This is a genomic window from Streptomyces sp. NPDC055955 (genome assembly GCF_042270245.1).
In the GTDB taxonomy this organism is placed as follows: Bacteria; Actinomycetota; Actinomycetes; order Streptomycetales; family Streptomycetaceae; genus Streptomyces.
Window position 1 is genome coordinate 563,861 of the sequence record NZ_JBHJYS010000001.1, and the last position, 25,897, is coordinate 589,757.

At 71.5% G+C, this 25,897-nt stretch carries 21 protein-coding genes; 11 read left to right on the forward strand and 10 right to left on the reverse strand.

Features of this window, described 5'->3' with window-relative positions:
• Nucleotides 1-2: 2 nt before the first annotated feature.
• The 4 genes from ACFC96_RS02375 to ACFC96_RS02390 all read left to right on the forward strand — a co-directional run bounded on the left by ACFC96_RS02375 (nt 3) and on the right by ACFC96_RS02390 (nt 4,721).
• The gene (locus ACFC96_RS02375) at nt 3-668 is read left to right on the forward strand and encodes a TetR/AcrR family transcriptional regulator (RefSeq protein ID WP_376251245.1); all 666 of its coding nucleotides are present in this window, start codon (nt 3-5) and stop codon (nt 666-668) included.
• A 216-nt stretch (nt 669-884) separates the two neighbouring features.
• Nucleotides 885-2,249, forward strand: coding sequence for an MFS transporter (locus tag ACFC96_RS02380; protein WP_376251243.1), 1,365 nt, complete (start codon nt 885-887; stop codon nt 2,247-2,249).
• Nucleotides 2,250-2,385: 136 nt separating this feature from the next.
• Complete coding sequence (locus ACFC96_RS02385) at nt 2,386-3,315, forward strand: oxygenase MpaB family protein (RefSeq protein WP_376609703.1); 930 nt, start codon at nt 2,386-2,388, stop codon at nt 3,313-3,315.
• 626 nt (nt 3,316-3,941) lie between these two features.
• Nucleotides 3,942-4,721 carry a polysaccharide deacetylase family protein gene (locus ACFC96_RS02390; protein ID WP_376609912.1) on the forward strand — a complete coding sequence of 260 codons (780 nt, stop codon included), beginning with the start codon at nt 3,942-3,944 and terminating at the stop codon, nt 4,719-4,721.
• A gap of 28 nt (nt 4,722-4,749) precedes the next feature.
• On the opposite strand, the gene ACFC96_RS02395 is transcribed toward ACFC96_RS02390, so the two are convergent.
• Nucleotides 4,750-5,964 carry a cytochrome P450 gene (locus ACFC96_RS02395; RefSeq protein WP_376609705.1) on the reverse strand — a complete coding sequence of 405 codons (1,215 nt, stop codon included), beginning with the start codon at nt 5,962-5,964 and terminating at the stop codon, nt 4,750-4,752.
• A 138-nt stretch (nt 5,965-6,102) separates the two neighbouring features.
• Between ACFC96_RS02395 and ACFC96_RS02400 the strand changes: the two genes are divergently transcribed.
• The gene (locus ACFC96_RS02400) at nt 6,103-6,543 is read left to right on the forward strand and encodes an SRPBCC family protein (protein ID WP_376219936.1); all 441 of its coding nucleotides are present in this window, start codon (nt 6,103-6,105) and stop codon (nt 6,541-6,543) included.
• Between the two features lie 57 nt (nt 6,544-6,600).
• On the opposite strand, the gene ACFC96_RS02405 is transcribed toward ACFC96_RS02400, so the two are convergent.
• Complete coding sequence (locus tag ACFC96_RS02405) at nt 6,601-8,064, reverse strand: hypothetical protein (RefSeq protein ID WP_376609707.1); 1,464 nt, start codon at nt 8,062-8,064, stop codon at nt 6,601-6,603.
• Nucleotides 8,065-8,149: 85 nt separating this feature from the next.
• Between ACFC96_RS02405 and ACFC96_RS02410 the strand changes: the two genes are divergently transcribed.
• Nucleotides 8,150-10,042, forward strand: a complete 1,893-nt coding sequence (locus tag ACFC96_RS02410) for a hypothetical protein (protein ID WP_376609709.1) — start codon at nt 8,150-8,152, stop codon at nt 10,040-10,042.
• On the opposite strand, the gene ACFC96_RS02415 is transcribed toward ACFC96_RS02410, so the two are convergent.
• Together ACFC96_RS02415 and ACFC96_RS02420 are read right to left on the reverse strand one after the other, a co-directional pair.
• A complete protein-coding gene (locus ACFC96_RS02415; RefSeq protein ID WP_376251232.1) occupies nt 9,991-11,166 on the reverse strand; it encodes an XdhC family protein in 1,176 nt (391 codons plus the stop codon). The genes ACFC96_RS02410 and ACFC96_RS02415 overlap by 52 nt on opposite strands.
• Before the next feature lie 55 nt (nt 11,167-11,221).
• Nucleotides 11,222-12,679 carry an NCS2 family permease gene (locus ACFC96_RS02420; RefSeq protein WP_340459663.1) on the reverse strand — a complete coding sequence of 486 codons (1,458 nt, stop codon included), beginning with the start codon at nt 12,677-12,679 and terminating at the stop codon, nt 11,222-11,224.
• A 162-nt stretch (nt 12,680-12,841) separates the two neighbouring features.
• Between ACFC96_RS02420 and ACFC96_RS02425 the strand changes: the two genes are divergently transcribed.
• Nucleotides 12,842-12,982 (forward strand): hypothetical protein, encoded by a 141-nt coding sequence (locus tag ACFC96_RS02425; protein ID WP_376609711.1) that lies wholly within the window; start codon nt 12,842-12,844, stop codon nt 12,980-12,982.
• A gap of 34 nt (nt 12,983-13,016) precedes the next feature.
• On the opposite strand, the gene ACFC96_RS02430 is transcribed toward ACFC96_RS02425, so the two are convergent.
• The 3 genes from ACFC96_RS02430 to ACFC96_RS02440 are packed head-to-tail and all read right to left on the reverse strand — an operon-like array spanning nt 13,017 to nt 16,905.
• The gene (locus ACFC96_RS02430) at nt 13,017-15,407 is read right to left on the reverse strand and encodes a xanthine dehydrogenase family protein molybdopterin-binding subunit (RefSeq protein ID WP_376251230.1); all 2,391 of its coding nucleotides are present in this window, start codon (nt 15,405-15,407) and stop codon (nt 13,017-13,019) included.
• 2 nt (nt 15,408-15,409) lie between these two features.
• Nucleotides 15,410-16,015, reverse strand: a complete 606-nt coding sequence (locus ACFC96_RS02435; protein WP_116508360.1) for a (2Fe-2S)-binding protein — start codon at nt 16,013-16,015, stop codon at nt 15,410-15,412.
• Complete coding sequence (locus ACFC96_RS02440) at nt 16,015-16,905, reverse strand: xanthine dehydrogenase family protein subunit M (RefSeq protein WP_116508363.1); 891 nt, start codon at nt 16,903-16,905, stop codon at nt 16,015-16,017. Before ACFC96_RS02440 ends, ACFC96_RS02435 begins: the two co-directional genes overlap by 1 nt.
• A gap of 336 nt (nt 16,906-17,241) precedes the next feature.
• Between ACFC96_RS02440 and ACFC96_RS02445 the strand changes: the two genes are divergently transcribed.
• Together ACFC96_RS02445 and ACFC96_RS02450 are read left to right on the forward strand one after the other, a co-directional pair.
• The gene (locus ACFC96_RS02445) at nt 17,242-18,972 is read left to right on the forward strand and encodes a PucR family transcriptional regulator (RefSeq protein WP_376609713.1); all 1,731 of its coding nucleotides are present in this window, start codon (nt 17,242-17,244) and stop codon (nt 18,970-18,972) included.
• A 164-nt stretch (nt 18,973-19,136) separates the two neighbouring features.
• Nucleotides 19,137-19,898 carry a hypothetical protein gene (locus ACFC96_RS02450; RefSeq protein ID WP_340460498.1) on the forward strand — a complete coding sequence of 254 codons (762 nt, stop codon included), beginning with the start codon at nt 19,137-19,139 and terminating at the stop codon, nt 19,896-19,898.
• 207 nt (nt 19,899-20,105) lie between these two features.
• Here the strand turns inward: ACFC96_RS02450 and ACFC96_RS02455 are convergent, their stop codons facing one another.
• Complete coding sequence (locus ACFC96_RS02455) at nt 20,106-20,879, reverse strand: GntR family transcriptional regulator (RefSeq protein ID WP_376609715.1); 774 nt, start codon at nt 20,877-20,879, stop codon at nt 20,106-20,108.
• Nucleotides 20,880-21,020: 141 nt separating this feature from the next.
• Between ACFC96_RS02455 and ACFC96_RS02460 the strand changes: the two genes are divergently transcribed.
• Both ACFC96_RS02460 and ACFC96_RS02465 read left to right on the forward strand, forming a co-directional pair.
• The gene (locus ACFC96_RS02460; protein WP_340460901.1) at nt 21,021-21,866 is read left to right on the forward strand and encodes a (2Fe-2S)-binding protein; all 846 of its coding nucleotides are present in this window, start codon (nt 21,021-21,023) and stop codon (nt 21,864-21,866) included.
• A 216-nt stretch (nt 21,867-22,082) separates the two neighbouring features.
• The gene (locus tag ACFC96_RS02465; protein ID WP_376251224.1) at nt 22,083-23,162 is read left to right on the forward strand and encodes a DUF2637 domain-containing protein; all 1,080 of its coding nucleotides are present in this window, start codon (nt 22,083-22,085) and stop codon (nt 23,160-23,162) included.
• A 275-nt stretch (nt 23,163-23,437) separates the two neighbouring features.
• Here the strand turns inward: ACFC96_RS02465 and ACFC96_RS02470 are convergent, their stop codons facing one another.
• Complete coding sequence (locus tag ACFC96_RS02470; protein WP_376251222.1) at nt 23,438-23,968, reverse strand: ATP-binding protein; 531 nt, start codon at nt 23,966-23,968, stop codon at nt 23,438-23,440.
• 137 nt (nt 23,969-24,105) lie between these two features.
• The gene (locus ACFC96_RS02475) at nt 24,106-25,851 is read right to left on the reverse strand and encodes a pyruvate dehydrogenase (protein ID WP_376251220.1); all 1,746 of its coding nucleotides are present in this window, start codon (nt 25,849-25,851) and stop codon (nt 24,106-24,108) included.
• Between the last annotated feature and the right edge of the window lie 46 nt (nt 25,852-25,897).

A 25,897-nucleotide genomic window follows, 5' to 3' on the forward strand; every position in this document is an offset into this window, starting at 1 on the left:
GCATGGCCACAGTCGAAGAGCCGACGCGACCCGCCGGACGGATCCGCGACGCCGCCCGCACCAAGGCCGAGATCCTCGACGTCGCCACCCAGGAGTTCGCCCGCGCCGGGTACACGGGCGCCCGCGTCGACGAGATCGCGGCCCGCACCCGCACCACGAAGCGGATGATCTACTACTACTTCGGCGGCAAGGAACAGCTGTTCACGGCGGTTCTGGAGCACGCGTACTCGGCGATCCGGCAGGCCGAGCAGGAGGTCGACGTCGACCACCTGGACCCGGTCGCGGCCATCCGCCGGCTCGCCGAGCTCACCTTCGACCACCACGAGGCGCACCCCGACTTCATCCGCCTGGTCGCGATCGAGAACATCCACGAGGCGGAGCACATCGCCGCCTCCGAACAGCTCGGCGCGCTCAATTCGCCCGCGATCGAGGTGATCCGGCGCATCCTCGACGCCGGGCGCGCGTCGGGCCTGTTCACGGCCGACATCGACGCCGTCGACCTGCACGCGATGATCAGCTCGTTCTGCTTCTTCCGGGTCTCGAACCGGCACACGTTCGGCGCGCTCTTCGGCCGTGACCTGGTGGCGGCGGAGCAGCGCGAGCACTACCGGACCATGCTCGGGGACATGGTCATCGCCTATCTGACGGCGGACCGCACGGACGGCTGAGGCCGGGCGCCGGGCGGGCCGCCCGTGCGGAAGTTTTCGCGGCCCACCCCTTGACACACGGGTAACGCCAGCGCAACATCCGTAGCCATCCGCTACTAACTACCCAGTGGGTTAATTAGCCGCATCGCCCCACCCCAGGGCCGCGAAAGACACCACGACACCACCCCGCACCCCTCCGCTCGCTTCACCGCCGAAGCGTCCCCCTAGGAGTACGCCGTGACCGTCCCCTCCCCCGGCGCCGCCGCGCCGCCACGGGCCCCCGAGGGCCAGCCGCGCAAGGCAGCGCTCGCGGCCTGGACCGGCAGCGCCCTGGAGTACTACGACTTCTTCATCTACGGCAGCGCCGCCGCGCTGATCTTCCCCAAGGTCTTCTTCGACGAGTCCGACCCGGCGAACGCGACGCTGCTCTCCCTCGCCACCTTCGGCGTCGCCTACGCCGCCCGCCCCGTCGGCGCCTTCTTCCTCGGCCACATCGGCGACCGGCTCGGCCGCAAGAAGATCATGGTCTTCACGCTGATCCTCATGGGTCTGTCGACGTTCCTCATCGGCTGCCTGCCGAGCCGCGCGCAGGTCGGCTCCCTCGCCCCCCTCCTGCTCGTGCTCTGCCGTGTCCTGCAGGGCGTCTCCGCCGCGGGTGAACAGGCGAGCGCGAGCTCGATGACGCTGGAACACGCACCACCGGGCCGCCGCGGCTTCTTCACCAGCTTCACCCTCAGCGGCACCCAGGCCGGCCAGCTCATCGCCACCCTCGTCTTCATCCCGGTCGCGGCCCTGCCCGAGGACCAGCTGCTCTCGTGGGGCTGGCGCGTCCCGTTCTGGCTGAGCGTCGCCGTCGCCGTCGTCGGGTACGCGATCCGGCGCTCCCTGGAGGAGACCCCCGCCTTCGCCAAGCAGGCCGCGACCGAGGGCGTCGTGAAACTGCCGCTGGCCGTCCTGCTGCGCGACCACTGGGCCGACGTCCTGCGCGTCGTCGCCGGGTCCCTGATCGCCTCCGTGAGCACGATCTTCACCGTGTGGGCCCTGTCGTACGCGACGAGCGACTCGGTGGGCATGGACCGGACCGGGATGCTGTGGGTGGGCGCCCTCGCCAACGTCGCCGCCCTCGGCGCGATCCCGCTCTGGGCGAAGCTCTCGGACCGCATCGGCCGCAGGCCGGTCTACCTCGTGGGAGCGGTCGGCAGCGCCGTGCTGATGGCCTGCTACCTGTGGGCGATCAGCACGGGGTCGTACCCGCTGGTCCTCGTCCTCGGCATCCTGACCTTCGGCGTCGTGTACAGCGCGGCCAACGGCATCTGGCCGTCCTTCTACGGCGAGATGTTCTCGACCCGGGTGCGGCTCTCCGGTATGGCGATCGGTACGCAGATCGGCTTCGCGGTGGCCGGGTTCGCGGTGACGTTCGCCGCGCAGATCGCGGGTCCCGACGGCGACGACTGGTCCGCGGTCGCCCTGTTCACCGCGGCGCTCTGCGTCCCGCCGGTCATCGCGGCCCTCACCGCGCGCGAGACGCACCGGGTGCCCGCCGAGCAGCTCGGCCTGAGCCGGCAGACCGAGGCCGCCGGCCGCGTACCGACCGGGGTCTGACCCGACCTCTCTCGCCCGGACCTCAACTGCCCTGCGCCGCCCCGCACTTCACCGCCGAATTCATACCGCGCCGAAGCGGTCCCGGTGCGGCGGCGGCGCCGTAGGGTTGATCTCCCGGCCACAGATGGGGGATGGCATGCAGCGCTACGAACGGCTCCGGCAGATCCGGCGGCTCGACCCGGACCGGGACTGGCTGACGATCTACCGGCTGACCGCCACCTACGAATTCCCGTGGGACCTCACGCGCGCACTGGAGCTGGCGCTCTACCGCACCTACGCCGTACCGAGCATCGGCCGGCTGCTCGACCGCACGGCCGAACTGACGGAGCGCACGCAGAAGCGGTACGACGACACCTCGCTGCTGCTCGACACCGTCGTCGAGCACGGCTTCGACAGCATCCAGGGGCGCACGGCGATCCGCCGCATCAACCAGATGCACCGGAGCTACGACATCAGCAACGACGACATGCGGTACGTGCTGTGCACGTTCGTCGTCGTGCCCAGGCGCTGGATCGACACCTACGGCTGGCGTCGCCTCTCGCGCCACGAGGTGATCGCCTCGGCGCACTACTACCGCGCGCTCGGCCGGCACATGGGAATCCAGGACATCCCGGAGTCCTACGAGGAGTTCGAGACCTGCCTCGACGACTACGAGGCCGAGCACTTCGGCCGGGACGAGGCCGGACGGCGGGTGTCGGACGCGACGCTCACCCTCATGGCGTCCTGGTATCCGGGCCTCCTGGAACCGGCGCTGAAGAAGGCGACGGTCGCGCTGCTCGACGAGCCGCTCCTGCGCGCCTTCGACTACGAGACGCCGAGCCCGCTCACGCGCACCCTCGTCCGGGGCGCCGTCCGCCTGCGCGGCCGCGCGGTACGTCTGCTGCCGCCCCGCCGCGCGCCGCACCAGGCCCGCCAGAACTGGGAGATCAAGAGCTACCCGAAGGGCTACCGCGTCAGTGAGCTCGGCACGTTCCCCACGCCGGGCCTGCGCGGCTGCCCCGTCCCGCACGCGGCGCCGCCCGGCGAGGGCTCAGGCGATCACAGGCCGCCCCCGCGCACGACATGACTGCACCGCGTGTACGAGCATCCCGGCCTGATCCCGCTCCTGGCGGCGCGTTCGAAGACGGCCGCCGTCGTGTCCGCGCCGTGCTTGTGCGGGAAGTGCTGACTCGTACTCCCTCCTGAAGGAGGAAGTTTCCGGCCGTCCCGCTCGTTGCCGTGCCGCTGCGCGGCGCGTGCCTGGGGCGGGATTCCGTGACTTCCTGTTTCTTCGCGCTGCGCCAGAACGGATTCTGGTCCTACCGGCGCTCCGCAGGCCGATGCCGCCGGTCCGGCGGCCGCTTTCACATTCCTGGCCGCATGGCGGTCCCGGTCACGCCGGGTGCCGTAAGCGGGGCAGATCCACTCGCGTACAAGAAGACCGCCCCCTGGCTGCCCCGGCCCCGCGTGCCCCCACCCTCCTCTCGGCCCCCCCCAACCGCCAGGCGTCGCGCCAGAGGGACACCGTCCGCAAGGGCGCACGCGCTGCCGATCGTGCGCGCACGCCCGGTCCGACCCTGCCCGCCGCGTCCACGGGGCGGATCAGCACGCATCGCAAGGTATCGCAGCAGGCCAGACCCCTATACACCCCGACTATACATAGCGCGTATACGCGCTATGTATAGTCCTCGCATGCCTACCGCGATTCAGAAGATGAGCAAAACCAGGGCCGCATTCCGCGCCGCCGCCGCGCTCTGCACCGCCGCCGCCCTGACCTTCGGCCTGAGCGGCTGCACGTCGTACGACACGACCTCCCCGAGCGGAGCCAGGGCCGACAGGAGCCGCGCGGACGCCGAGAACGCGGGGGCGTCACTGGGGACCGTCGACTGCCGCAAAGCGAAGTGTGTGGCGCTCACGTTCGACGCGGGCCCGAGCGAGCACAGCGCGCGGCTGCTCGACATCCTGAAGGAGAAACACGTTCCCGCGACGTTCTTCCTGCTCGGCAGGAACCACATCGCGAAGTACCCGGAGCTGGTCAGACGCATGGAGCGCGAGGGGCACGAGGTCGCGAGCCACACCTGGGACCACAAGATCCTCACCGACATCGACGACGCGCGGATACGGGAGGAGTTCGAGCGGCCGGACGACGCGATAGAGAAGCTGACCGGAAAGCGGCCGACGCTGATGCGGCCGCCGCAGGGCCGCACGAACAACCACGTCAGCGAGCTCGCCGAGAAGGAGGGCCTCGCCCAGATCCTGTGGAGCGTGACGGCGAAGGACTACACGACGAACGACTCCGCCCTGATCAGGAAGCGCGTCGTCGACCAGACGAAGCGCGACGGCATCATCCTGCTGCACGACATCTACCAGGGCACCGTGCCCGCCGTGCCCGGCGTCATCGACGAACTCAAGGCGAAGGGCTACGTGTTCGTGACCGTCCCGCAGCTCTTCGCGCCGGGGAAGGCCGAGCCGGGCAAGATCTACAAGCCCTGAACCGCCTTCCCCCGCATCGCACGGGTCCCTACAGGGTGACCCTCAACTCGCGGTAGCCGTAGCCGATGAAGGACTCCACGTGCGGGGCCGCGCCCTCACTCACGTCGAGAGCCAGGCCGGGGAAGCGCTCGAACAGCGCGGGCAGCGCAATCGCCGCTTCGAGGCGGGCGAGCGGGGCGCCGACGCAGAAGTGGACCCCGTACCCGAAGGCGAGGTGCTCCTTGTCCACGCGCGCGATGTCGAAGGATCCCGCGTCGTCGCCGTGGCGGAGCGGATCGCGCCCGGCCGAGGCGTACGTCGCGAGAATCGGGTCGCCCTGGGGGATCTTGACGCCGTCGGGCAGCTCGATGTCCTCGACGGCGTACCGCAGCGGCAGGTTGGCGATCGACGGCGCCCAGCGCAGGGTCTCCTCGATCACGTCGCTCCAGGGGATCTCGCCCGCGCGGACGCGGGCCAGCTGGTCGGGGTGGCTGAGCAGGGCCTGCACGGCGTTGCCGATGAGGTTGACGGTCGTCTCGTGACCGGCGCCGATGACGAGCAGCAGCGTGTCGATGAGCTCCTGCTCGGTCAGGCCCGAGCCGTCCTCCTCGTCGCGGGTGGCGATCAGGACGCTGGTGAGGTCGTCGGCGGGCGCCTCACGCTTGAGGGCGACCAGGCCCCCGAGGAGCTCCTGCACCTCCTGCCAGACGGCCATGGCCTGCTCGGGCGTGACGGTGGTGTCCATGATGCCGGCGACGAGGCGGGCGGCATCGGCCCGCCGGTCCTCGGGCAGTCCGAACAGCTCGCAGATGACCTGCATCGGCAGCGGGTGCGCGTACGCGGCGCGCAGGTCGGCGCGGCCGTCGGGCGACTGGGCCATCCGGTCGAGGAGGCCGGCGGTCAGCTCCTCGATGCGGGGGCGCAGGCCGTCGGTGCGGCGCTTGGTGAACGCGGGCGAGATCAGTTTGCGCAGGCGGCGGTGGTTGCTGCCGTAGGCGGTGAACATGTTGGTCACGCCCACCCAGGAGTTGACCCAGGTCTCGCGGAACTCGCCGCTCATCCACGCGGGCCAGTGCTGGTTGGGGTCCTTGGACACGCGGTCGTCGGCGAGGAGCTGCTTGAGCACCGCGTACCGGGTCGGGGCCCAGGCCCGTATGCCGCCCGGGAGTTCGACGAGTGCGGCGGAGCCGCGCGTGCGCAGCAGGTCGGCCTCCGCGTGGAGGTCCCGGCCCGCGGGGTCGATGACGTGGGGGGTGTGTGCCATGGGGCGCTCCAGCCGGCGTGAGGAGATCATGATCAAATCGGCACAACAGATCGTAGGGTCTTGGGAGTTGGGAAGCACGGAGATCCGGCACGCGCCGGGCGGCACCGCGAAGGGCGCCCGCGGTTCTAGGATCCGGGCGTGGCCTTCTTCCGAATCACCCGTGAATCGCCGCTTTCCGCCGCCGAGGCGTGGCGCCGCATGACGGACTGGGAGCGGCACGGGGACGTCGTCCCCCTCACCCGTGTCAGGCTCGCGACCCCGCCCCCGACCGGCGAGGGCACCGTCTTCGTGCCGCGGACCGGCGTCGGGCGCCTCACCTTCGACGACCCGATGGAGGTCGTCGACTGGGCACCCCCGTACGGCGATTCGGCCGGGCGGTGCCGCCTGGAGAAACGCGGCACGTTCGTCACGGGCTGGGCCGAGATCGAGGTGGCGCCGTACGGCGCCGGGTCCCTGGTCGCGTGGCGCGAGGAGATCCGCGTGAGCCCGCTGCCACGATGGTGCGACCCGCTGCTCGCGAGGGCGGGCCGCATGCTGTTCGGCCGAGCCGTCAACAGACTTCTGCAGTACGGCAGTTGAGACCGCGCGTCGGCCGCCCACCCACCCTCCGCGGATCGCGCCCCCTGTCCCGACTGCTCACCCTCTCCCGATGACGCGTCTGGCGCCCGCGAGGACCGCCGTCGCCAGTGTCCAGCCGGACACCATGAGGAAGACGGCGACGGCCTTGCCCGCGCCCTGCGGGTCCCAGGACCCGCGGTAGCCGAGGCTCGCCACGGGGACGAGCAGGTCGACGCTGTACAGGACCGGGTCCCAGGTCCGCTGCCCGGAGCCGCCGACCGCGCGCGGCTCGTGGTACGCGAACCACAGGGACCCCGCGGCAGCCAGGGAGATCAGCCAGACGAGCGCCCGGCGCGGGGCGTAGCCGTAGCCGAACAGCAGGTCCTGGACCAGGCCCCAGACACGCCCCGAAAGCCGGTCGAGGCGGCGCACATGGCGCTCCCTCGCGTGCCGCACGACGCGCGCGGACCGCTCGTCGCCCGCGCTCTCGTAACTCGTCGCCAACTGCTCGAAGGAGCCCGCGCCCGCGTTCGGGTCGCGGGTCAGCCAGCCGATGCGGGTGCGGACGTCGAGAGGCTCGGCGGTTTCGAGGCGCTTGTACGTGAAGCCCTCGACGTTGAGCCGGCCCGGGGCGGGCCATGTGGCGGCCGAGTCCACGAGTACGTCGACGGCCGCGTCCTGGAGCACCACCGCGCCCGCCGGTGGTTCGCGCAGATCGAGGCGGAGCCGTGGCACCCGGAGCCGGCTCAGGAGCAGCGCGCCCGAGGGTCCGCCGACGACGCTGTCGTGGAACGTCACGACACCCTCGATCGCGGCGGCGCGCAACAGCACCTGCCCGGCGCTGCGGAAGCCCCAGTCGGCGTACAGGCCGCGCCCGCAGGCGAGTCCGGTGCCGTCCAGGCCGCCGACGTCCGCGCCGTGGAGGTTGAGGGCGTAGGAGATCTGGGCGTCCCGCAGATAGAGGGCGCCGGAGGCCGTGAGGCCGCGCGCGTGGACCGAGCCCGACACGTTCAGGCGGGGGGCGAGCAGGGACCAGGGGCCCGAGTCGGCGACGGTGAGCTGTTCCACGACGAGGTTGCCGCCCATGCGCGCGTCGGCCAGTTCGAGCACGGCCGAGGCGGAGTCCTCGGGCAGCCGACGCGGCACGCGGGCGCCGTCTCCGGCCGCGGGCGGCCCGGTCAGCGGCCGGGGCACGGGCGTTCCGCTGCCGAGCGTGGCCCCGGACAGCCGCAGGTCGCCGTCGACGGTGATCCGGTTCGCGTGCAGGGCAGGCGCCTTCGACCCCGACAAGTCCAGTGCGCCGACGGTGAGTTCGGCGAAGCGCAGGGGCTCGTCGAAGACGCAGTCGACCATTTCGAGCACGGAGTCCACGCGGCAGCGGGACAGGTCCAGCCGGCCACGTACGCGCAGCCCCTCGAATCTGAGCGGGCCGCCGGTGCCGGCCTCGTGCCCGGTGATCTCCTCGCGCAGCCGTGCCGCGTCGACCGTGTCACCCGGCGCCGGGCGCCACCTCGGGCGCCTGCTTCCCCTCAGACGTACCATCGCCGTCTCCCCCTTCTCGTCCTCCTCGCAGGAGATATCACGCGAGGGCGAACACGCGCGCGGTCCTTGCGGTGATACTGAATTGATGGACGGCTCCCCCCAGTTCGCCCGGTTCGGTGCGCGCACCGCCGCGCTGCTCGACCAGTGGCAGCAGCAGAACCACCGCCCGCTGACGGCCCTGGCCTGGCTCGACACCGGGGGCAGCGGCGCGTCCCTGGCCTCCGTGTTCGTCCGGGACAGCGACCCGGGGCGCACCGCACGCCGGATGATCATCAAACTCTGCTCCCCGGACGGCGACTCCTCGATGGAACCGGGGCGGCTCATCGCCGCGAGGCGGTCCCTGCCGAACGGCGACCCCTCGTTCCCCCGCGACCATCTCGTGGAGCAGCTCTACGATCCGATGCCGGTGGACGACGCCTGGCTGATGTTCCAGGGCTTCGCGGGCAACGACGAGAGCATGGTGACGCTCAGCACGATCCTGCGGCAGCGGCGCATGCCCGGGGTGGCGGCGCAGATCACGCGGTCCCTGCTGGCCGACTGGAACCCGGACGAGAAGTCGGACGGGGAGATGACGGCGGCCGCGTTCGTCTCCGAGCTCCTCGACCAGCGCCTCGAACCGGCGGAACCGCTGGCCGTCTGGGTCCGCGACGCACTGGGCCTCGACCTCGAAACCGCCTGGATCCGACCGGGCCGCGCGAACGCCGCCCTCTTGCCCAACCCCGTACACCTGAGCGGCAGTTGCCCCCTCGCGCAGCACACCCTCGACTATCCGATGCGCGGGCGGGCCCACGGCGATCTGCACCCGGGCAACATCATGGTGCCCAAGGAGCCCGACGCGGACATCGGCCGCTACGTCCTGATCGACCTGTCGCGGTTCGACGAGCGGGCGCTGCTCGCCCGTGACCCCATGCATCTTCTGCTCTGCCTGGTGGCCGACTTCCTGCCGCACATGTCCGACGACGCCCGCGCCGAACTCCTCGACCTGCTCGTCGGCCGGGACACCCCCGGTCTGCTGATCCCGCAGGGGCTCGCCCGGACCGTCGAGGAGGTGCGCAGGGCGCCGGACGGCTGGCTGCACCAGCGCACCATCTCGGGCCAGTGGACCGGTCAGTGGCTCCTGTCGATGCAGGCGTGCGCGCTGATGTTCACGGCCCGCGTCCGGTACGACGCGCGCGACAGGTGGTGGTTCTTCCGGCTCGCGGCGGAAGCGGCAGGCGCCTATCTGGGGCCGGCCGACGCCTACGAGCCGGGTCAGGTGAAGGTCGTGCCGGGGCCACGGGAGGCCGAACCGACGGTGATGGAGGCGGTGGCGGCAGCGGTGAAGCTGCCGCGACAGGTGAACCCGGCCGAAGCGAAGCCCGGGACGGAGCCCGCGCCCGACCCCGTGCGCATCCCCGCACCCGCCTCCACGCCCTTACAGGAGTCCGTCGCGTCCGCCGCCCCCGCAGCCGACGGCACATCACTCCCGGACACAGCCCCCGGGACTCCCGTGGAAGAGCTGCCGGACGCGCTCCCGGCGCTCCTGACCGACCTCCGCAACACCTTCGCGGACCGGCTGGGAGAGCTCAGGCAGTACGAGGCGGGGTCGGTCACCGCCAGGACTCTCGGGCTCATCAGGGAGCAGGCCGACCGGGGACAGGCCGCCGTCGAGGCGCTCCTGACCGCGCGCCACGACACCCTCGGCGAAGAGGCCCGCGACCACCTCGACACGGTCCTCGGCCGGCTCGCCCGTGTCACCGAGGTGGCGAACGCGCCCGGCTTCTCGTACGGACAGCCCTTGTTTCTGCGCGACTTGGCTCATCGGGCGCTCGTCGTGGCGCTCGACACGCTGCTCGGATCCACCCGGGAGGCGGAACTCAGCCTTCAGGCCGGTCGGCCCGGTCAGGGCGGTCAGGGCGGTCAGGGCGGTCAGGGCGGTCAGGGCGGTCAGGCCACTGACCCGATCCGCCCGGAGGGCGACCGCACACCGTCGGGGTGAATCGGCGTGTGGGCGCCCGTCAGCGCGACCCCGCTGCCGCCGCGCCGGTTGGCGACGATCTCCGAGGCGATGGACAGCGCCGTCTCCTCGGGGGTGCGGGCGCCGAGGTCGAGACCGATCGGCGAGCGCAGGCGCGCCAGTTCGAGCTCGGTGACACCGACGTCACGCAGGCGTTCGTTGCGGTCGAGGTGGGTGCGGCGGGACCCCATCGCGCCGACGTAGGCGACGGGCAGGCGCAGCGCGAGCTGGAGGAGCGGGACGTCGAACTTGGCGTCGTGGGTGAGGACGCACAGGACGGTGCGTCCGTCCGTCCGCGTGCGCTCCAGGTACTTGTGGGGCCATTCCACGACGATGTCGTCGGCGTCGGGGAAGCGGGCCGGCGTCGCGAAGACGGGGCGCGCGTCGCACACCGTCACGTGGTAGCCGAGGAACTTGCCGATCCTGACGAGCGCCGCCGCGAAGTCGATGGCCCCGAAGACGATCATGCGGGGCGGCGGGACGGACGACTCGACCAGGAGAGTGAGGGGCTGACCGCAGCGCGAGCCGCTCTCGCCGATCTCGACCGTGCCGGTGCGTCCGGCGTCGAGGAGCGCGCGGGCCTCGCCGGCCGCGGTGCGGTCCAGTTCGGGGTGGCCGCCGAGACTGCCCTCGAAGCCGCCCGCGAAGCCGCTCCCGGGGTCGCCGTCGTCGTGTACGAGGAGGGCGCGGCCCATGAGTTCGGCCGGTCCCCGGGTGATGCGCGCGACCGCCGCCGCCCTTCCTCGGGCGGCGGCGGACAGCGCCGCCGCGAGCACCTCCCGTCCCGGGGTGTCCGCGCGAACCGGGGTGACCAGGATGTCGATGATTCCGCCGCAGGTGAGCCCCACGGCGAAGGCGTCGTCGTCGCTGTAGCCGAAGCGTTCGAGGACGGTCTCGCCGTCCTGGAGCGCCTGTTGGCACAGTTCGTAGACGGCGCCCTCCACGCAGCCGCCGGAGACCGAGCCGATCGCTGTGCCGTCGCTGTCGACGGCGAGTGCGGCTCCCGGCTGCCGGGGCGCGCTCCCGCCGACGGCCACCACGGTGGCCACGGCGAAGTCGCGTCCCTGCTCGACCCACCGGTGCAGCTCTTCGGCGATGTCCAGCATCTCTAGGTCTCCTTCTCGGTTGCGTGGAGGGCGCGGGGCCCTCTCGGGCCGGGCGTCAGTGGACGCCCAGCCATCCTTCGATCGGGTTGAGGGCGAAGTACACGAGGAAGATCACCGTGAGGCCCCACATGAAGGCCCCGATCTCCCGTGCCTTGCCCTGGGCGATCTTGATGGCGACCCAGGAGATGACGCCCGCGGCCACACCGGTGGTGATGGTGTACGTGAAAGGCATCAGGACCACGGTCAGGAAGACGGGGATCGCGGTGGCGCGGTCCGCCCAGTCGACATGCCGGGCGTTCATCATCATCATCGCGCCGATGACGACGAGCGCGGCGGACGCGACCTCCTGGGGCACGATCGCGGTGAGCGGGGTGAAGAACAGACAGGCCGCGAAGAACAGACCGGTCACGGCGGACGCGAGGCCCGTGCGGGCTCCTTCGCCGACGCCGGTCGCGGACTCGACGAACACGGTCTGGCCCGAGCCGCCGGCGACGCCGCCGATGGCACCGCCCGCTCCGTCGATGAACAGGGCCTTGGACAGGCCGGGCATGCGGCCCTTGTCGTCGGCGAGCTCGGCCTCGGTGCCGACGCCGATGATGGTGGCCATCGCGTCGAAGAAGCCGGCGAGCACGAGGGTGAAGACGATCATGCCGACGGTCATCGCGCCGACCTTGCCCCAGCCACCGAACTCGACGTGGCCGAAGAGCGAGAAGTCGGGCGTGGAGACCGCGCTGCCGTGCAGCTCGGGGGCTCCGTTGGCCCACTGCTTGGGGCTGATCACGTCGAGCGCGTTGAGGATCACCGCGACGACGGTGCCGGTGATGATGCCGATGAGGATGGCGCCGGGGGTGTTGCGGGCCTGGAGCATGAAGATCAGGAGCAGGGTGCCCGCGAAGAGCAGCACGGGCCAGCCGGCGAGTTCTCCGGTGGGGCCGAGCGTGAGCGGGGTGGCCTTGCCGACCTGTACGAAGCCGGACTTGTAGAGGCCGATCAGGGCGATGAAGAGGCCGATGCCCATCGTGATGCCGTGCTTGAGCGCGAGCGGAATCGCGTTCATGATCATCTCACGGAGGCCGGTGACCACCAGAAGCATGATCACCACGCCGTACATCACGCACATGCCCATGGCCTGCGGCCACGTCATCTGGGGGGCGACCTGTGAGGAGATCACGCCCGAGACGGAGAGACCGGCGGCGAGCGCGAGGGGCACCTTGCCGACGAAGCCCATGAGGAGCGTGGTGAAGGCCGCGGCGAAGGCGGTGGCGGTGATGAGGGCCTTCTGGCCCATCATGTCGCCCGCCACGTCCTTGCCGGACAGGATCAGGGGGTTGAGCAGCAGGATGTACGCCATGGCCATGAAGGTCGTGACGCCACCGCGCACCTCACGCGCGACGGTGGATCCTCGTTCGGATATGTGGAAGTACCGGTCGAGCCAAGACCTGCCGGCCGACGGACGCGAGCCTGCGCCCGCGTCTTCGGCGGTGGTCTTCGGCTCCAGAGACTGCTGGGTCATGGTGCCTACTCCCAAGGTTCACAGGGACACCCGCACGAACGTGGTTGGAGATCGCGGGATTTGGGATGGTGCGTGGGCTGCACGACCCGGGGGACGGCCCGAGACGAACGGGGTGATGCGTAGCTGCGCTGCGCAAGAAACCGTGCTGCTGGTGATGAGCTGATGCCTGTACTGCTGGAGGTGCCTGTGGTGCTGGAGGTGCTGGTGGTGCTACTGGTGCTGGTGGTGCTGAAAAGGACCGCGAGCGGTGCGGTACTTGTGCGGTACTCGAAGGCTCCGGACGGTGCGGGCTGGGAAGTGTGACGTTCCTGGGAGGCACGCACCGTCCGGAGAGCTGTCAGGCCGGGCCCGTTCCCGTGAGGTGCTCGGGGCGTACCGGGGTCCGGTTGAGCTCCAGGCCCGTCGCGTTGCGGATCGCCGCGAGGACGGCCGGCGTGGACGACAGGGTCGGGGCCTCACCGATGCCGCGCAGCCCGTACGGGGCGTGGTCGTCGGCGAGTTCGAGCACGTCGACGGGGATGGTCGGCGTGTCGAGGATGGTGGGGATCAGGTAGTCCGTGAAGGAGGGGTTGCGCACCTTCGCGGTCTTCGGGTCGACGATGATCTCCTCCATGACCGCGACGCCGAGGCCCTGGGTGGTGCCACCCTGGATCTGGCCGATCACGGACAGCGGGTTGAGCGCCTTGCCGACGTCCTGCGCGCAGGCCAGTTCGATGACCTTGACGAGGCCGAGCTCGGTGTCGACCTCGACGACGGCGCGGTGCGCGGCGAAGCTGTACTGGACATGGCCGTTGCCCTGCCCGGTGACGAGGTCGAACGGCACGGTCGGGCGGTGGCGCCACTCCTCCTCCAGCTCGACGACGTCGTTCTCCAGTACGTCGACGATGTCGGCGAGAACCTCGCCGCCGTCGGTGACGACCTTGCCGCCCTCCAGGAGGAGTTCGGCAGTGGCCCACGCCGGGTGGTAGGTGCCCTTCTTGCGGCGCCCGATCTCCAGGACCTTCTCGCGGACCAGCTCACAGGCGTTCTTGACGGCGCCGCCGGTGACGTACGTCTGACGGGACGCGGACGTCGAACCCGCGGAGCCGACCTGGGTGTCGGCCGGGTGGATGGTCACCTGCGCGACGCCCAGCTCGGTGCGGGCGATCTGCGCGTGGACGGTGACGCCGCCCTGGCCGACCTCCGCCATCGCGGTGTGCACGGTCACCACGGGTTCGCCGCCGATGACCTCCATGCGCACACGGGCGGTCGAGTAGTCGTCGAAGCCCTCGGAGAAGCCGACGTTCTTGATGCCCACCGCGTAGCCCACACCGCGTACGACGCCTTCGCCGTGTGTGGTGTTGGACAGACCGCCGGGCAGCTGGCGCACGTCGGAGCCCTCGGAGGACTCCCACTGGCGCTCGGGCGGCATCGGCATCGCCTTGATGCGGCGCAGGAGTTCGGCGACGGGCGCCGGCGAGTCGACCGGCTGGCCGGTCGGCATCAGGGTGCCCTGCTCCATCGCGTTGAGCTGGCGGAACGCGACCCGGTCCATGCCCACCTCGTCGGCGAGCTTGTCCATCTGGGCCTCGTACGCGAAGCACGCCTGGACCGCGCCGAAGCCGCGCATGGCGCCGCAGGGCGGGTTGTTGCTGTAGAGCGCGATCGCCTCGATGTCGACGTCGTCGACGACGTACGGGCCGACCGCGAGGGACGAGGCGTTGCCGACGACCGCCGGGGAGGCGGACGCGTAGGCGCCGCCGTCCAGGACGATCCTGCACTTCATGTGCGTGAGCTTGCCGTCCTTCGTCGCCCCGTGCTCGTAGTGGAGCTTCGCGGGGTGGCGGTGGACATGGCCGAAGAACGACTCGAACCGGTTGTAGACGATCTTGACGGGCTTGCCCGTGCGCAGCGCGAGGAGGCAGGCGTGGATCTGCATCGACAGGTCCTCGCGGCCGCCGAAGGCGCCGCCGACGCCGGAGAGCGTCATGCGGACCTTGTCCTCGGGCAGGCCGAGGACGGGGGCGATCTGCTTGAGGTCCGAGTGCAGCCACTGGGTGGCGACGTACAGCTCGACGCCGCCGTCCTCGGAGGGCACGGCGAGGCCGGACTCCGGGCCGAGGAAGGCCTGGTCCTGCATGCCGAAGGTGTACTCGCCCCTGACGACGAAGTCGGCCTTCTTCGCCGCCTCGTCGGCGTTGCCGCGGATGATCGGCTGGCGGTGCACGATGTTCGGGTGCGGGACGTGACCGATGTGGTGGTCGTCGCGGTTCTCGTGGATGAGGATCGCGTCGGGCGCGGTCGCGGACGCCTCGTCCGTGATGACCGGCAGCTCCCGGTACTCCACCTTGATCTTGGCGGCGGCGCGGCGCGCGGTCTCCGGGTGGTCGGCGGCCACGAGCGCGACGGGCTCGCCGTGGTGGCGGACCTTGCCGTGCGCGAGGACCGGGGTGTCCTGGATCTCCAGGCCGTAGTTCTTCACGGCCGTGGGCAGGTCGTCGTAGGTCAGGACGGCGTAGACGCCGGACTGGGCGAGGGCCTCGGAGGTGTCGATGGAGACGATCTCCGCGTGGGCGACCGTGGAGCGCAGGATCTGGCCCCACAGCATGTCCTCGTGCCACATGTCGGACGAGTACGCGAACTCGCCGGTGACCTTGAGGGTGCCGTCGGGACGGAGCGTGGACTCGCCGATGCCGCCCTTGGTCTTGGAACCCTGCGTGATGTTCGTGGGTGTACCGGTGGTTCCCATGGTCAGACCGCCTCAGACTGACGGGCGGCCGCGAGGCGGACCGCGTCCATGATCTTCTCGTAGCCGGTGCAGCGGCAGAGGTTGCCGGAGAGCGCCTCGCGGATGTCCGCGTCGGTCGGGCTCGGGTTGTGCTCCAGCATCTCGTCGGCCGCGACGAGCAGGCCGGGGGTGCAGAAGCCGCACTGGACGGCTCCGGCGTCGATGAACGCCTGCTGGATCGGCGAGAGCTCGTCGCCCTCGCCGGTCTGCGAGTCGCTCGGCTTGGACTGCCACTGCTGGGCGTCCTGGAGGGAGGTGCCCGCCTTGCCCGCGTCGTCGCCGCAGGCGCCGCTCGCGCAGCCCCCGTGCTGTGCACGCTGCTTGGCAAAGTCGGCGAGGCCCTCGACGGTGACGACGTCGCGGCCCTCGACCTGGCCGGCCGCGACCAGGCACGAGCAGACCGGCACGCCGTCGAGGCGGACGGTGCAGGAACCGCACTCGCCCTGCTCGCAGGCGTTCTTGGAGCCGGGCAGCCCCATGCGCTCACGCAGGACGTACAGGAGGCTCTCGCCCTCCCACACATCGTCGGCTTCCTGCTGACGGCCGTTGACCGTGAAATTGACGCGCATTACGCGACTCCCTCCGTGCTTGCGGCGGTGCCGCGGTACGACTCCCAGGTCCAGGTCAGGGTGCGGCGGGCCATGATGCCGACGGCGTGCCGGCGGTAGCTCGCGGTGCCCCGGACGTCGTCGATCGGGTTGCAGGCGGCCGAGCAGAGGTCCGCGAACTGCTTGGCGACCGAAGGGGTGATGATCTTGCCGTTGTCCCAGAAGCCGCCCTCTTCGAGCGCCGCGTTCAGGAACTCCTCGGCGGCCTTGGCACGGACCGGGGTCGGCGCGGCGGAGCCGATGCCGGTACGGACCGTACGGGTCTCGGGGTGCAGCGCCAGGCCGAAGGCGCACACGGCGATGACCATCGCGTTGCGGGTGCCCACCTTGGAGTACTGCTGCGGGCCGTCGGCCTTCTTGATGTGGACGGCCCTGATCAGCTCGTCGGGGGCGAGCGCGTTGCGCTTCACGCCGGTGTAGAACGCGTCGATCGGGATACGGCGCGAGCCGCGTACGGACTCCACCTCGACCTCGCAGTCGGCGGCGAGGAGCGCGGGGTGGGCGTCACCGGCGGGCGACGCGGTGCCGAGGTTGCCCCCGACGCCGCCGCGGTTACGGATCTGCGGCGAGGCCACCGTGTGCGAGGCCAGGGCCAGGCCGGGCAGCTCGGCGCGCAGATTCTGCATGATCTTGGTGTAGGGGACGGAGGCGCCGAGACGGACGGTGTCCTGTCCGACCTCCCATTCGCCGAGCTCCCCGATGCGGTTCAGGTCAAGGAGGTACTCGGGGCGCCGGTGGTCGAAGTTGATCTCGACCATCACATCGGTGCCACCCGCGAGCGGCACAGCGGTGGGGTGCTCGGCCTTGGCGGCGAGCGCCTCCTCCCAGCTGGCGGGGCGAAGGAAGTCCATGAGCGGCTCTCTTCTTCGTGATCTCGTGGTCGGTCGTTCGAACGGATCGAGCCACGGGATGTGCGGACCTCGAAGGCTCGTTCATGTGCTGTTTACGTGGAGTGGGCTCAGTACACAGCGCGGCACTCCGCCGTGGTCAGTCACGGAAACCATGAAGGAGTTGGCTGGCCAACCTGGACGTCTTGTAGATTCATATAAACGGCGGTCACCGGAAACCTCACCGCTTCCCCCTGGAAACGCAGAACCACGCGCAACACGGACGCGGTGCCGGGGAGCGGCCCCGGCCGCCTCACCTTCAGACAAGCACAATCTTCGAGACAGATCGGCGGCAACGAGATGCGGCTGCGCGCCCTACTTGATACAGACGCGCTGGGCCTCAGGCTGCTCGGCGGCGAGGACGAACTCGACCGCACCGTGCGCGGTGTGATGACCACGGACCTGCGGGACCCCAGCCGCTACCTCTCCGGCGGCGAGCTGGTCCTCACCGGACTCGCGTGGCGCCGCGACGCGGCGGACGCCGAACCGTTCGTCCGCATCCTCGCGACGGCCGGCGTGGCCGCGCTCGCGGCCGGTGAGGCGGAGCTCGGGGACATCCCCGACGACATCGTCGAGGCCTGCGCGCGCCACCGGCTCCCGCTGTTCGCGGTGAACGAGTCCGTCGCCTTCGCGACGGTCACCGAGCACGTCGTGCGCCAGGTCTCGGGCGAGCGGGCCGGTGACCTGGCCGCCGTCGTCGACCGGCACCGGCGCCTCATGACATCCGGTCCGGCGGGCGGCGGTCCCGACGTCGTCCTGGACCTCCTGGGCACCGACCTCGACCTGCGCGCCTGGGTGCTCTCCCCCGCGGGCCGGGCCATCGCCGGGTCGAGCGCGGCGGGCCCCGAACTGCCCACCGCCGTGTGCGCCCGCCTCGCGGCCGAGCACCTGGCGGCCACCCGCACCGGGCGGCGCGGGCCGCACCGGGTGACGATCGAGGGGGGCGGCGCGAAGCGTCTCGACGAGGGGCGGCGGCCGGGCGACGGGTCGGGAGGCACGACGTACTCGCTCTTCCCGATCCGCAGCGCGGGCCGCGGCGCGACGCCGGGCTCCCGCGACGTGCGCGAGACGGTCCTGTCCGACTGGCTGCTCGCCGTCGAGGCGGACGCGAGCGACTGGCCCGAGGAGCGACTCGACCTGCTCCAGGGCGTGACCCAGCTGATCGCCGTCGAGCGGGACCGGCGCGACGCGGCCCGCACCGTGCGCCGCCGGCTCGCGCAGGAGGTCCTCGAACTGGTCCAGACGGGCGCCGCCCCCGCCGAGATCGCCGCACGCCTGCGCGTCGCCGCGCCCGTGCTGCTCCCCGGCCTCGGCGCCGCCCCGCACTGGCAGGTCATCGTGGCGAAGGTCGAGTGGGACGGCGGCGACGTCGAGGGCGGCCCGGTCGCCCAGTCGCTCCTGGAGGAGATCCTCGTCGACCCCCTGTCGGCCGGGCCCGAGCCGTCCGACCGCATCGCCGTCGCCCACAACGGCGACGAGGCCATCGCCCTGGTGCCGCTGCCCGCCGTGCCGGACGAGCACGACGGGGCGGAGACGGGGCTGCACGCCGACGCGCTCCTGGACTTCGTACGCGACCCGCTGACGGCGGGCCTCGCGGACGACGGCCGGCTCACGCTGGGCGTCAGCGCCGCCGTGCACTCGGCGGAGGGGCTGCGCGGGGCCCTGGAGGAGGCCCGGCACGCCCGGCGCGTCGCCGCGGCCCGCACGGGGCGCGTGTGCGCCGCGGGCCACCAGGAGCTGGCCTCGCACGTCCTGCTGCTGCCGTTCGTCCCGGACGACGTGCGCCGCGCCTTCACGGCCCGCCTCCTCGACCCGCTGCGCGACTACGACCGCAAGCACCGCGCCGAGCTCATCCCGACCCTGGAGGCGTTCCTCGACTGCGACGGCTCATGGACGCGCTGCGCGAGCCGTCTGCACCTCCACGTCAACACGCTGCGCTACCGCGTCGGGCGGATCGAACAGCTCACCAACCGCGATCTCTCGCGGCTGGAGGACAAGCTGGACTTCTTCCTGGCCCTGCGTATGAGCTGAACTCGGGCCCCCTGAAGGGTGTTTCGAACCCCGTCCGCCACCCCATGCGTTTGTGAAATCTTTCACCCACCCCCTTGGCCGAGTGTGCCCATCCGTGCTGAGATGCGCGCACGACAGCTCGGCTCAATGGTGTGCTCGGGGAGGGCAACGTGGCGCATACCGCCATGTCTGGTTCCGGAACGACTGCAGGGGACGATCCACTCCAGACCGCGGTATGGCGGCTGCGCTCGCGCGCCTGCTGGACCGACGCGGCCGCGCTGCTCGAGCGGCTCGCCGCGACGGACGCGCGGGCCGCGCTCCAGCGGGCCGCGCTGCTCGGGGAGCGCTGCCTCTACACCGAACAGGGCTGGGCCGCCGCGGAGGACGCACTGCGCGCCGCCGAGGCCCTGGCCCACAACGACGGCGAACGCGGCGCCGCGGCCTGCGAGCGCGGTCAACTCGCCTACTCGGCAACGCTGTTGGGGGTGCGCGACCGGGCCGACGAGGCGCGCTCCGCGCTCGGCCGGGCCGCCGCGCTGCTCCCGCCCGGCGCCCCGGGACGCGCCCTGCTCGACTTCCGGCGCGGCCTGATGGCGGAGAACCTGTCCGACTCGCCGCAGGCGGCCAGGGCCGCGTACCGCAGGGCCCACGCGGGCGCGACGGCTCACCCCGATCCGCTGCTGCTCTCCTTCACCTGGCGCCATCTGGCCGGACTCGCCCTGCGCGACGGCGAGTTGGCGGAGGCGCGGCACGGCTTCGCCGAGTCGCTGCGGATCCGTGAGGAGCTCGGCTACCTGGTCGGCACGGCCCCCGCGCTCACGTCCCTGGCGGAGGCGGAGCCCGATCCGGAGGCGGCGGCGCGACTGCGCGCGGAGGCGTCCCGCCTGTTCCGCCTTCTGGGCGGCGTCCCGACGTGGCTTGCGGAGCACCTGCCGACGGCGGCCTGACGCCCCGAGGCTCCGCCGGAGGCCCTGGGGTCTTTCGTTTGCATCAGGCCGCCGGACCAGGCCTCCGGATCAGGGAGCCGGGCCCGGCGCCGTGCAACACAAGGCGGCACAAGCAGCCCACCCGGAACGTCAGCGACCGACCACGAGGCCACAGGGCGCGGCGCCGCGCCCCGCGCGAGCCCGGCACGACCCGAACGAAAGGCGGCCCTAGTCCGCCGCTCCGGCGAAGTGCTCCCGCACCAGCGCCTGCACCACCGCGAGGTCCTGGGCCTCCAGCGCCGCGAGAAGTGCCATGTGTTCCGCGGCGTCGGCCACCAGGTCGGCGCGGCGGGACAGCGGTCCGCCGCCGGGCAGGGGCCACTGCGAGCGGCGGTGCAGGTCGTCGGCCACCTGGACGAGCTGTTCGTTGCCGCCGAGGGCGAGCATCGCGCGGTGGAAGGCACGATCCGTCTCCGCGTAGTGCGCGCGGTCGCCGCCGGCCGCCGCGACGGCCGTGGCGTCGGCCAGGGGCCGCAGCTCGGCCCAGTGCGCCGCCGGCACCGTACGGGCGAGCCGCAGCACCACGGGCACCTCGATCAGCGCCCGTACCTCGGCCAGCTCGGCGAGCTCGCGGGCGCTGCGCTCGGTGACGCGGAAGCCGCGGTTCGGCACGACCTCGACGGCGCCCTCGCGGGCCAGCTGCTGCATCGCCTCGCGCACGGGCGTCGCCGAGACGCCGAGGCCGTCCCCGAGGGCGGGCGCGGAGTAGACCTCGCCGGGCACGAGGTCGCCGTCGACGAGCGCGGTGCGCAGCGCGTCGAGCACCTGCCCGCGCACGGAGGTCCGCTCGACGCGGGGACGCGGCAGCGGCGTCTCGCTGTGGGTGTGCTCGCCCCGGGTCTGCTCGGGCACCTGGTGCCACCCGGCGGCGCCCCGCTGCTCGGGAACGCCCGCGGGCAGCACTGAAGCGGCGCTGTCGGCGCGCGTTCTGGCCTGCTCCACCCAGGTCCTCCCCGGTCGTCGGTAATCCGCGGAATTCGTCCAACGCAGAACCATAGGCCGCCGGACCCTCAGTTCAAACCCCCGACCGTTCGGGTAAGGTAAGGCTTACCTGCAAACGATCGCGATTCGGTGGTCCCCTGCATGCCTTTTCCCGCCTCGGCCCCCGCGGCCACCAGCGCGCTCACGCCCGCGTACACCCGGCTGACCGAGGTGTTCGCGGGTCTGCGGATCACCGAGCTCGCCGAGACCGAGCGGCCCCCTCAGGGCAGCGGCTGGGTCGCCGCCGCCCGGCTCGCGGAAGGCGGACCCGCCCTCGACGCGTTTCTCGCGTGGGACAACGCGCAAGTGCTCAAGGACTACGGGCGACAGGCCCGCCCGGACGTCGTGGCCAGCTTCGGGCTGCACCGCTACGCCTGGCCCGCCTGCCTGCTGGTCACGGTGCCGTGGTTCCTGGACCGCCGCGTCCCCCGCCTCCCCGTGACGAACGTCGCCTTCCAGCGCACGCTGGGGCGGATGGCCGTACGCGTCACCGACTTCGCCTGCCTGCCGGGCGACCCGGCCGCCGCGCTGCCCGGCGCCCACGTCGTGCCGGACGAGGAGGCGCTGCGGGCCGAGGTGCGCGCGGCCGTCGCCGACCACCTGGGCCCGGTGCTCACCGGATTCGGACCGCGGATGCGTCGCGGCCCGCGCGCCCTGTGGGGCATGGCGACGGACGAGATCGTCGAGGGCCTCTGGTACATCGCCCACCTGCTCGGCGAGGAGCGCCGGGCGATGGAGGAGCTGGAACTGCTGCTGCCCGGCACGACGAAGCCGTACGTCGGCAAGCCCGCGTTCCGTGAACTCACCGGCCCCGAGGGGCAGTCGCTGCCGACCCGCGACCGGGCGAGCTGCTGCCTCTTCTACACGCTGCGTCCCGAGGACACCTGCGTGACGTGCCCCCGCACCTGCGACGCGGACCGAGTGGCGAGGCTGAGCGCAACCGCCTGAACGTGACGACGGCAACCCCCTCACCCTGAACCACCCTTTCGGGTGGCGCTATTCGAACTCGACTTCCCTCATTCTCATGGGAGTTCGAGCGCATGCCCGCTTCGTACGCCCCCTCGCACTCCAATGGCGTTCTCTTGTCCCGAAACTCCTTGCGCACCGGCGGCCTTGAGCCAATATGGCGGCCGAAAAGCCCTACCGCGACGCAAGGGACCCCAGATGAGACTGACCGACATATCGCTGGACTGGCTGCTTCCCGGCGCCGTGCTGCTCCTGGGCCTGCTGGCGGCGGTGGCGGTCCTCGCGCGCAGCAAGCGCGCCGGGGAGAGAGCGGCCGCGTCGTCCGACGACTCGTGGGAGCGCAGCGAGGAACGCCGCAGGCGCAAGGAGGCCGTCTACGGCACCGCGTCCTACCTGCTGCTGTTCTGCTGCGCCGCCGTGGCCGCCGCGCTCTCCTTCCACGGGCTTGTCGGCTTCGGCCAGCAGAACCTGAACCTGTCCGGGGGCTGGGAGTACCTCGTCCCGTTCGGCCTCGACGGCGCGGCCATGTTCTGCTCCGTGCTCGCGGTGCGCGAGGCGAGCCACGGCGACGCGGCGCTCGGCTCCCGGATACTCGTGTGGACCTTCGCGGGCGCCGCCGCCTGGTTCAACTGGGTGCACGCGCCGCGCGGCATCAGCCATGCGGGCGCCCCGCACTTCTTCGCCGGCATGTCACTGTCGGCAGCGGTGCTCTTCGACCGCGCGCTGAAGCAGACACGCCGTGCGGCCCTGCGCGAACAGGGCCTGGTGCCACGGCCGTTGCCGCAGATCCGGATCGTGCGGTGGCTGCGCGCGCCCCGTGAGACGTACGGCGCCTGGTCGCTGATGCTCCTCGAGGGTGTGCGCACCCTGGACGAGGCGGTGGACGAGGTGCGGGAGGACAAGCGGGAGAAGGAGCAGACCCGGCTGCGCAGGCGCGAGCACGAGAAGCTGGAGCGGGCCCAGCTCAAGGCGATCAGCCGGGGCCACCCCACGCTCGGCGGGCGCGGAGGACGCCAGGTGGACGTGCAGGCCGCCGTCGCCGCGGGGGCCGGCACAGGGCAGGCGGGCTCGGAGCCTGCCATATCGGAGGACCCGCCGCCCTCACTGCAGGAACAGCTCCCGCTGCGCGCGCGTCCCTCCCTTCAGGCCGTCAGAGGCGGCCCTGAAGCCGGCTCGCCCGTCACGGTCGACCTCACGGCGGAGGACGACACCCAGGCCCTGCCGCGGCTCGACTCACTGGAGCGGAAGCTCAAGGACCTCGAGCAGCAATTCGGCTAGGGCCTGTCGTCCCATTCCCGTCGTCCGCACGAGGGGCGGGCCCGGCGGCGTCCGGTGCGTGCGATCGCAAGGCGCCGGAGAGCCCTGGTAGCGGAGCTACCAGGGCTATTCGGCAACGCCGCATGGGGGTCTCCCCTGCTCGAGCAAAGCCGAGAGCCAGGGGGAGTGCGTGCCAGACGCCGCCGGGCAGACGGGAATGTGACGACCGGCCCTAGGGGCGCCCGAAGGGAGTTCGACGGGACGGGCGTGCCGTTCCGGGCGGCGGTCCCGCGGTGTCACGCGGGGCCGCCGTCCAGTTCGAACCAGACCACCTTGCCCACACCCAGTGCCCGTACGCCCCAGGCGTCCGCGAGGGACTGCACCAGGAGGAGGCCCCGGCCGTTCGTACCGTCGTCGGCGACCGGTACGCGCAGCCTCGGCCTGCGCCCCACGAAGTCCCTGACCTCCACCCGGAGCCGCTTCGGCCCGACCGTGGCCGTGAGAACGGCGTCGTGGTCGGTGTGCACCAGGGCGTTCGTCACCAGTTCGCTGGTGAGCAGCTCCGCGGTCTCCGACCTCTCCGGCGGGCCCCACTCGTCCAGGAGTTCGCGCAGTGCGCGCCTGGCCTCGGGCACCGCCCGCAGGTCGGACCGCCCCAGCGTGCGCCTCAGCAGCGCGCCTGCGGCGCCGTCGTCCGTCGTGCCATCGTGCGTCGCGCCATCGTCCGTCGTGCCGTCGTTCGCCGCCCCGTCGCGCCCTGGCGCTTCCTCCGTCGGGGGGCGTCCGGCCACCGTGGTGGGAACGCGCCCTCGTACCAGCCGTTTCATGACCCCCGCCCGCACACCGATGACCTTGACCCTTCTCCTGCGACCACGCTCGAACGCGTACACGGGAATGCATGCCCCACACGCATGTCCGCACTCCTGCGGATTCATCCACCAACGAACTCGTCGCCCCGGCGGTGCTACGGGCGCGGCACGTTGCGGATGTTGGAGCGGGCCATCTGCACCATGCGGCCGACGCCGCCGTCCAGGACGATCTTGGAGGCGGAGAGCGCGAAGCCCGTCACCATCTCGGCGCTGATCCTGGGCGGGATCGACAGGGCGTTGGGGTCGGTGACGACGTCGACGAGGGCGGGGCCCTTGTGCTTGAAGGCGTCCTTGAGGGCCCCGGCGAGCTGTTTCGGCTTCTCCACGCGCACCCCGTACGCCCCGCACGCCCGGGCGACGGCCGCGAAGTCGGGGTTCTTGTTCGTCGTCCCGTAGGACGGGAGCCCGGCCACGAGCATCTCCAACTCGACCATTCCCAGGGAGGAGTTGTTGAAGAGGACGACCTTGACCGGCAGTTCGTACTGGACGAGCGTCAGGAAGTCGCCCATCAGCATGGAGAACCCGCCGTCGCCCGACATCGAGACGACCTGGCGGTTCCGGTCGACGAACTGGGCGCCGATCGCCATCGGCAGCGCGTTGGCCATGGAGCCGTGCGAGAACGAACCGATCACGCGGCGGCGGCCGTTGGGCGAGATGTAGCGCGCCGCCCAGACGTTGCACATACCCGTGTCGACCGTGAACACCGCGTCGTCGGCGGCGAGTTCGTCCAGCACGGAGGCGACGTACTCGGGGTGGATCGGGACATGTTTCTCGACCTTCTTCGTGTACGCCTTGATGACGCCTTCGAGCGTGTCCGCGTGCTTCTTCAGCATCTTGTCGAGGAAGCGCCGGTTCGCCTTCGGCTGCACGCGCGGGATCAGACAGCGCAGCGTCTCGCGCACGTCGCCCCACACGGCGAGGTCCAGCTTCGAGCGCCGGCCGAGGTGCTCGGGCCTGACGTCGACCTGGACGATCCTCACGTCCTTCTGCGGCAGGAACGCGTTGTACGGGAAGTCCGTGCCGAGCAGGATGAGCAGATCGCACTCGTGCGTCGCCTCGTACGCGGCGCCGTACCCGAGCAGCCCGCTCATGCCCACGTCGTACGGGTTGTCGTACTGGATCCATTCCTTGCCGCGCAGGGCGTGCCCGACCGGCGACTTGATCTTCTCGGCGAACTCCATGACCTCGGCGTGCGCGCCCGCGGTGCCGCTGCCGCAGAAGAGGGTGACCTTGGCCGCGTCGTCGATCATCCCGACGAGCCGGTCGATCTCGCTGTCGCCGGGACGGATCGTCGGCCGGGACGTGACGATCGCCGTCTCGATCGACTTCTCGGGGGCGGGCCGGTCGGCGACGTCGCCGGGCAGCGTGACGACGCTGACGCCCGACTGGCCGACCGCGTGCTGGATCGCCGTCTGCAGGACGCGCGGCATCTGCTGCGGGTCGGAGATCATCTCGCTGTAGTGCGCGCACTCCTGGAAGAGCCGGTCCGGGTGGGTCTCCTGGAAGTAGCCGAGGCCGATCTCGCTCGACGGGATGTGCGAGGCGAGGGCGAGGACCGGGGCCATGGAGCGGTGGGCGTCGTAGAGCCCGTTGATGAGGTGCAGATTGCCGGGCCCGCAGGAGCCGGCGCAGGAGGTCATCTTCCCGGTGATCTGCGCCTCCGCCCCGGCGGCGAACGCGGCGGTCTCCTCGTGCCGTACGTGGATCCAGTCGATCGCGGAGTTGCGGCGGATCGCGTCGACGACCGGGTTCAGGCTGTCGCCGACGACGCCGTACATGCGCTTGACGCCCGCGCGGACGAGGATGTCGACGAACTGCTCGGCGACGTTCTGCTTGGCCATGACTCACGCGCCCCTTCACGAACCGGGTCCTGAGGACACTCCTTTC

Coding starts and splice junctions, on each gene's coding strand:
- ACFC96_RS02375 (WP_376251245.1), top strand. CDS start 3: ATGGCCACAGTCGAAGAGCCGACGCGACCCGCCGGACGGATCCGCGAC.
- ACFC96_RS02385 (WP_376609703.1), top strand. CDS start 2,386: ATGCAGCGCTACGAACGGCTCCGGCAGATCCGGCGGCTCGACCCGGAC.
- ACFC96_RS02390 (WP_376609912.1), top strand. CDS start 3,942: ATGAGCAAAACCAGGGCCGCATTCCGCGCCGCCGCCGCGCTCTGCACC.
- ACFC96_RS02395 (WP_376609705.1), bottom strand. CDS start 5,964: ATGGCACACACCCCCCACGTCATCGACCCCGCGGGCCGGGACCTCCAC.
- ACFC96_RS02405 (WP_376609707.1), bottom strand. CDS start 8,064: ATGGTACGTCTGAGGGGAAGCAGGCGCCCGAGGTGGCGCCCGGCGCCG.
- ACFC96_RS02410 (WP_376609709.1), top strand. CDS start 8,150: ATGGACGGCTCCCCCCAGTTCGCCCGGTTCGGTGCGCGCACCGCCGCG.
- ACFC96_RS02415 (WP_376251232.1), bottom strand. CDS start 11,166: ATGCTGGACATCGCCGAAGAGCTGCACCGGTGGGTCGAGCAGGGACGC.
- ACFC96_RS02420 (WP_340459663.1), bottom strand. CDS start 12,679: ATGACCCAGCAGTCTCTGGAGCCGAAGACCACCGCCGAAGACGCGGGC.
- ACFC96_RS02425 (WP_376609711.1), top strand. CDS start 12,842: ATGCCTGTACTGCTGGAGGTGCCTGTGGTGCTGGAGGTGCTGGTGGTG.
- ACFC96_RS02430 (WP_376251230.1), bottom strand. CDS start 15,407: ATGGGAACCACCGGTACACCCACGAACATCACGCAGGGTTCCAAGACC.
- ACFC96_RS02435 (WP_116508360.1), bottom strand. CDS start 16,015: ATGCGCGTCAATTTCACGGTCAACGGCCGTCAGCAGGAAGCCGACGAT.
- ACFC96_RS02440 (WP_116508363.1), bottom strand. CDS start 16,905: ATGGACTTCCTTCGCCCCGCCAGCTGGGAGGAGGCGCTCGCCGCCAAG.
- ACFC96_RS02445 (WP_376609713.1), top strand. CDS start 17,242: ATGCGGCTGCGCGCCCTACTTGATACAGACGCGCTGGGCCTCAGGCTG.
- ACFC96_RS02450 (WP_340460498.1), top strand. CDS start 19,137: ATGTCTGGTTCCGGAACGACTGCAGGGGACGATCCACTCCAGACCGCG.
- ACFC96_RS02460 (WP_340460901.1), top strand. CDS start 21,021: ATGCCTTTTCCCGCCTCGGCCCCCGCGGCCACCAGCGCGCTCACGCCC.
- ACFC96_RS02465 (WP_376251224.1), top strand. CDS start 22,083: ATGAGACTGACCGACATATCGCTGGACTGGCTGCTTCCCGGCGCCGTG.
- ACFC96_RS02470 (WP_376251222.1), bottom strand. CDS start 23,968: ATGAAACGGCTGGTACGAGGGCGCGTTCCCACCACGGTGGCCGGACGC.
- ACFC96_RS02475 (WP_376251220.1), bottom strand. CDS start 25,851: ATGGCCAAGCAGAACGTCGCCGAGCAGTTCGTCGACATCCTCGTCCGC.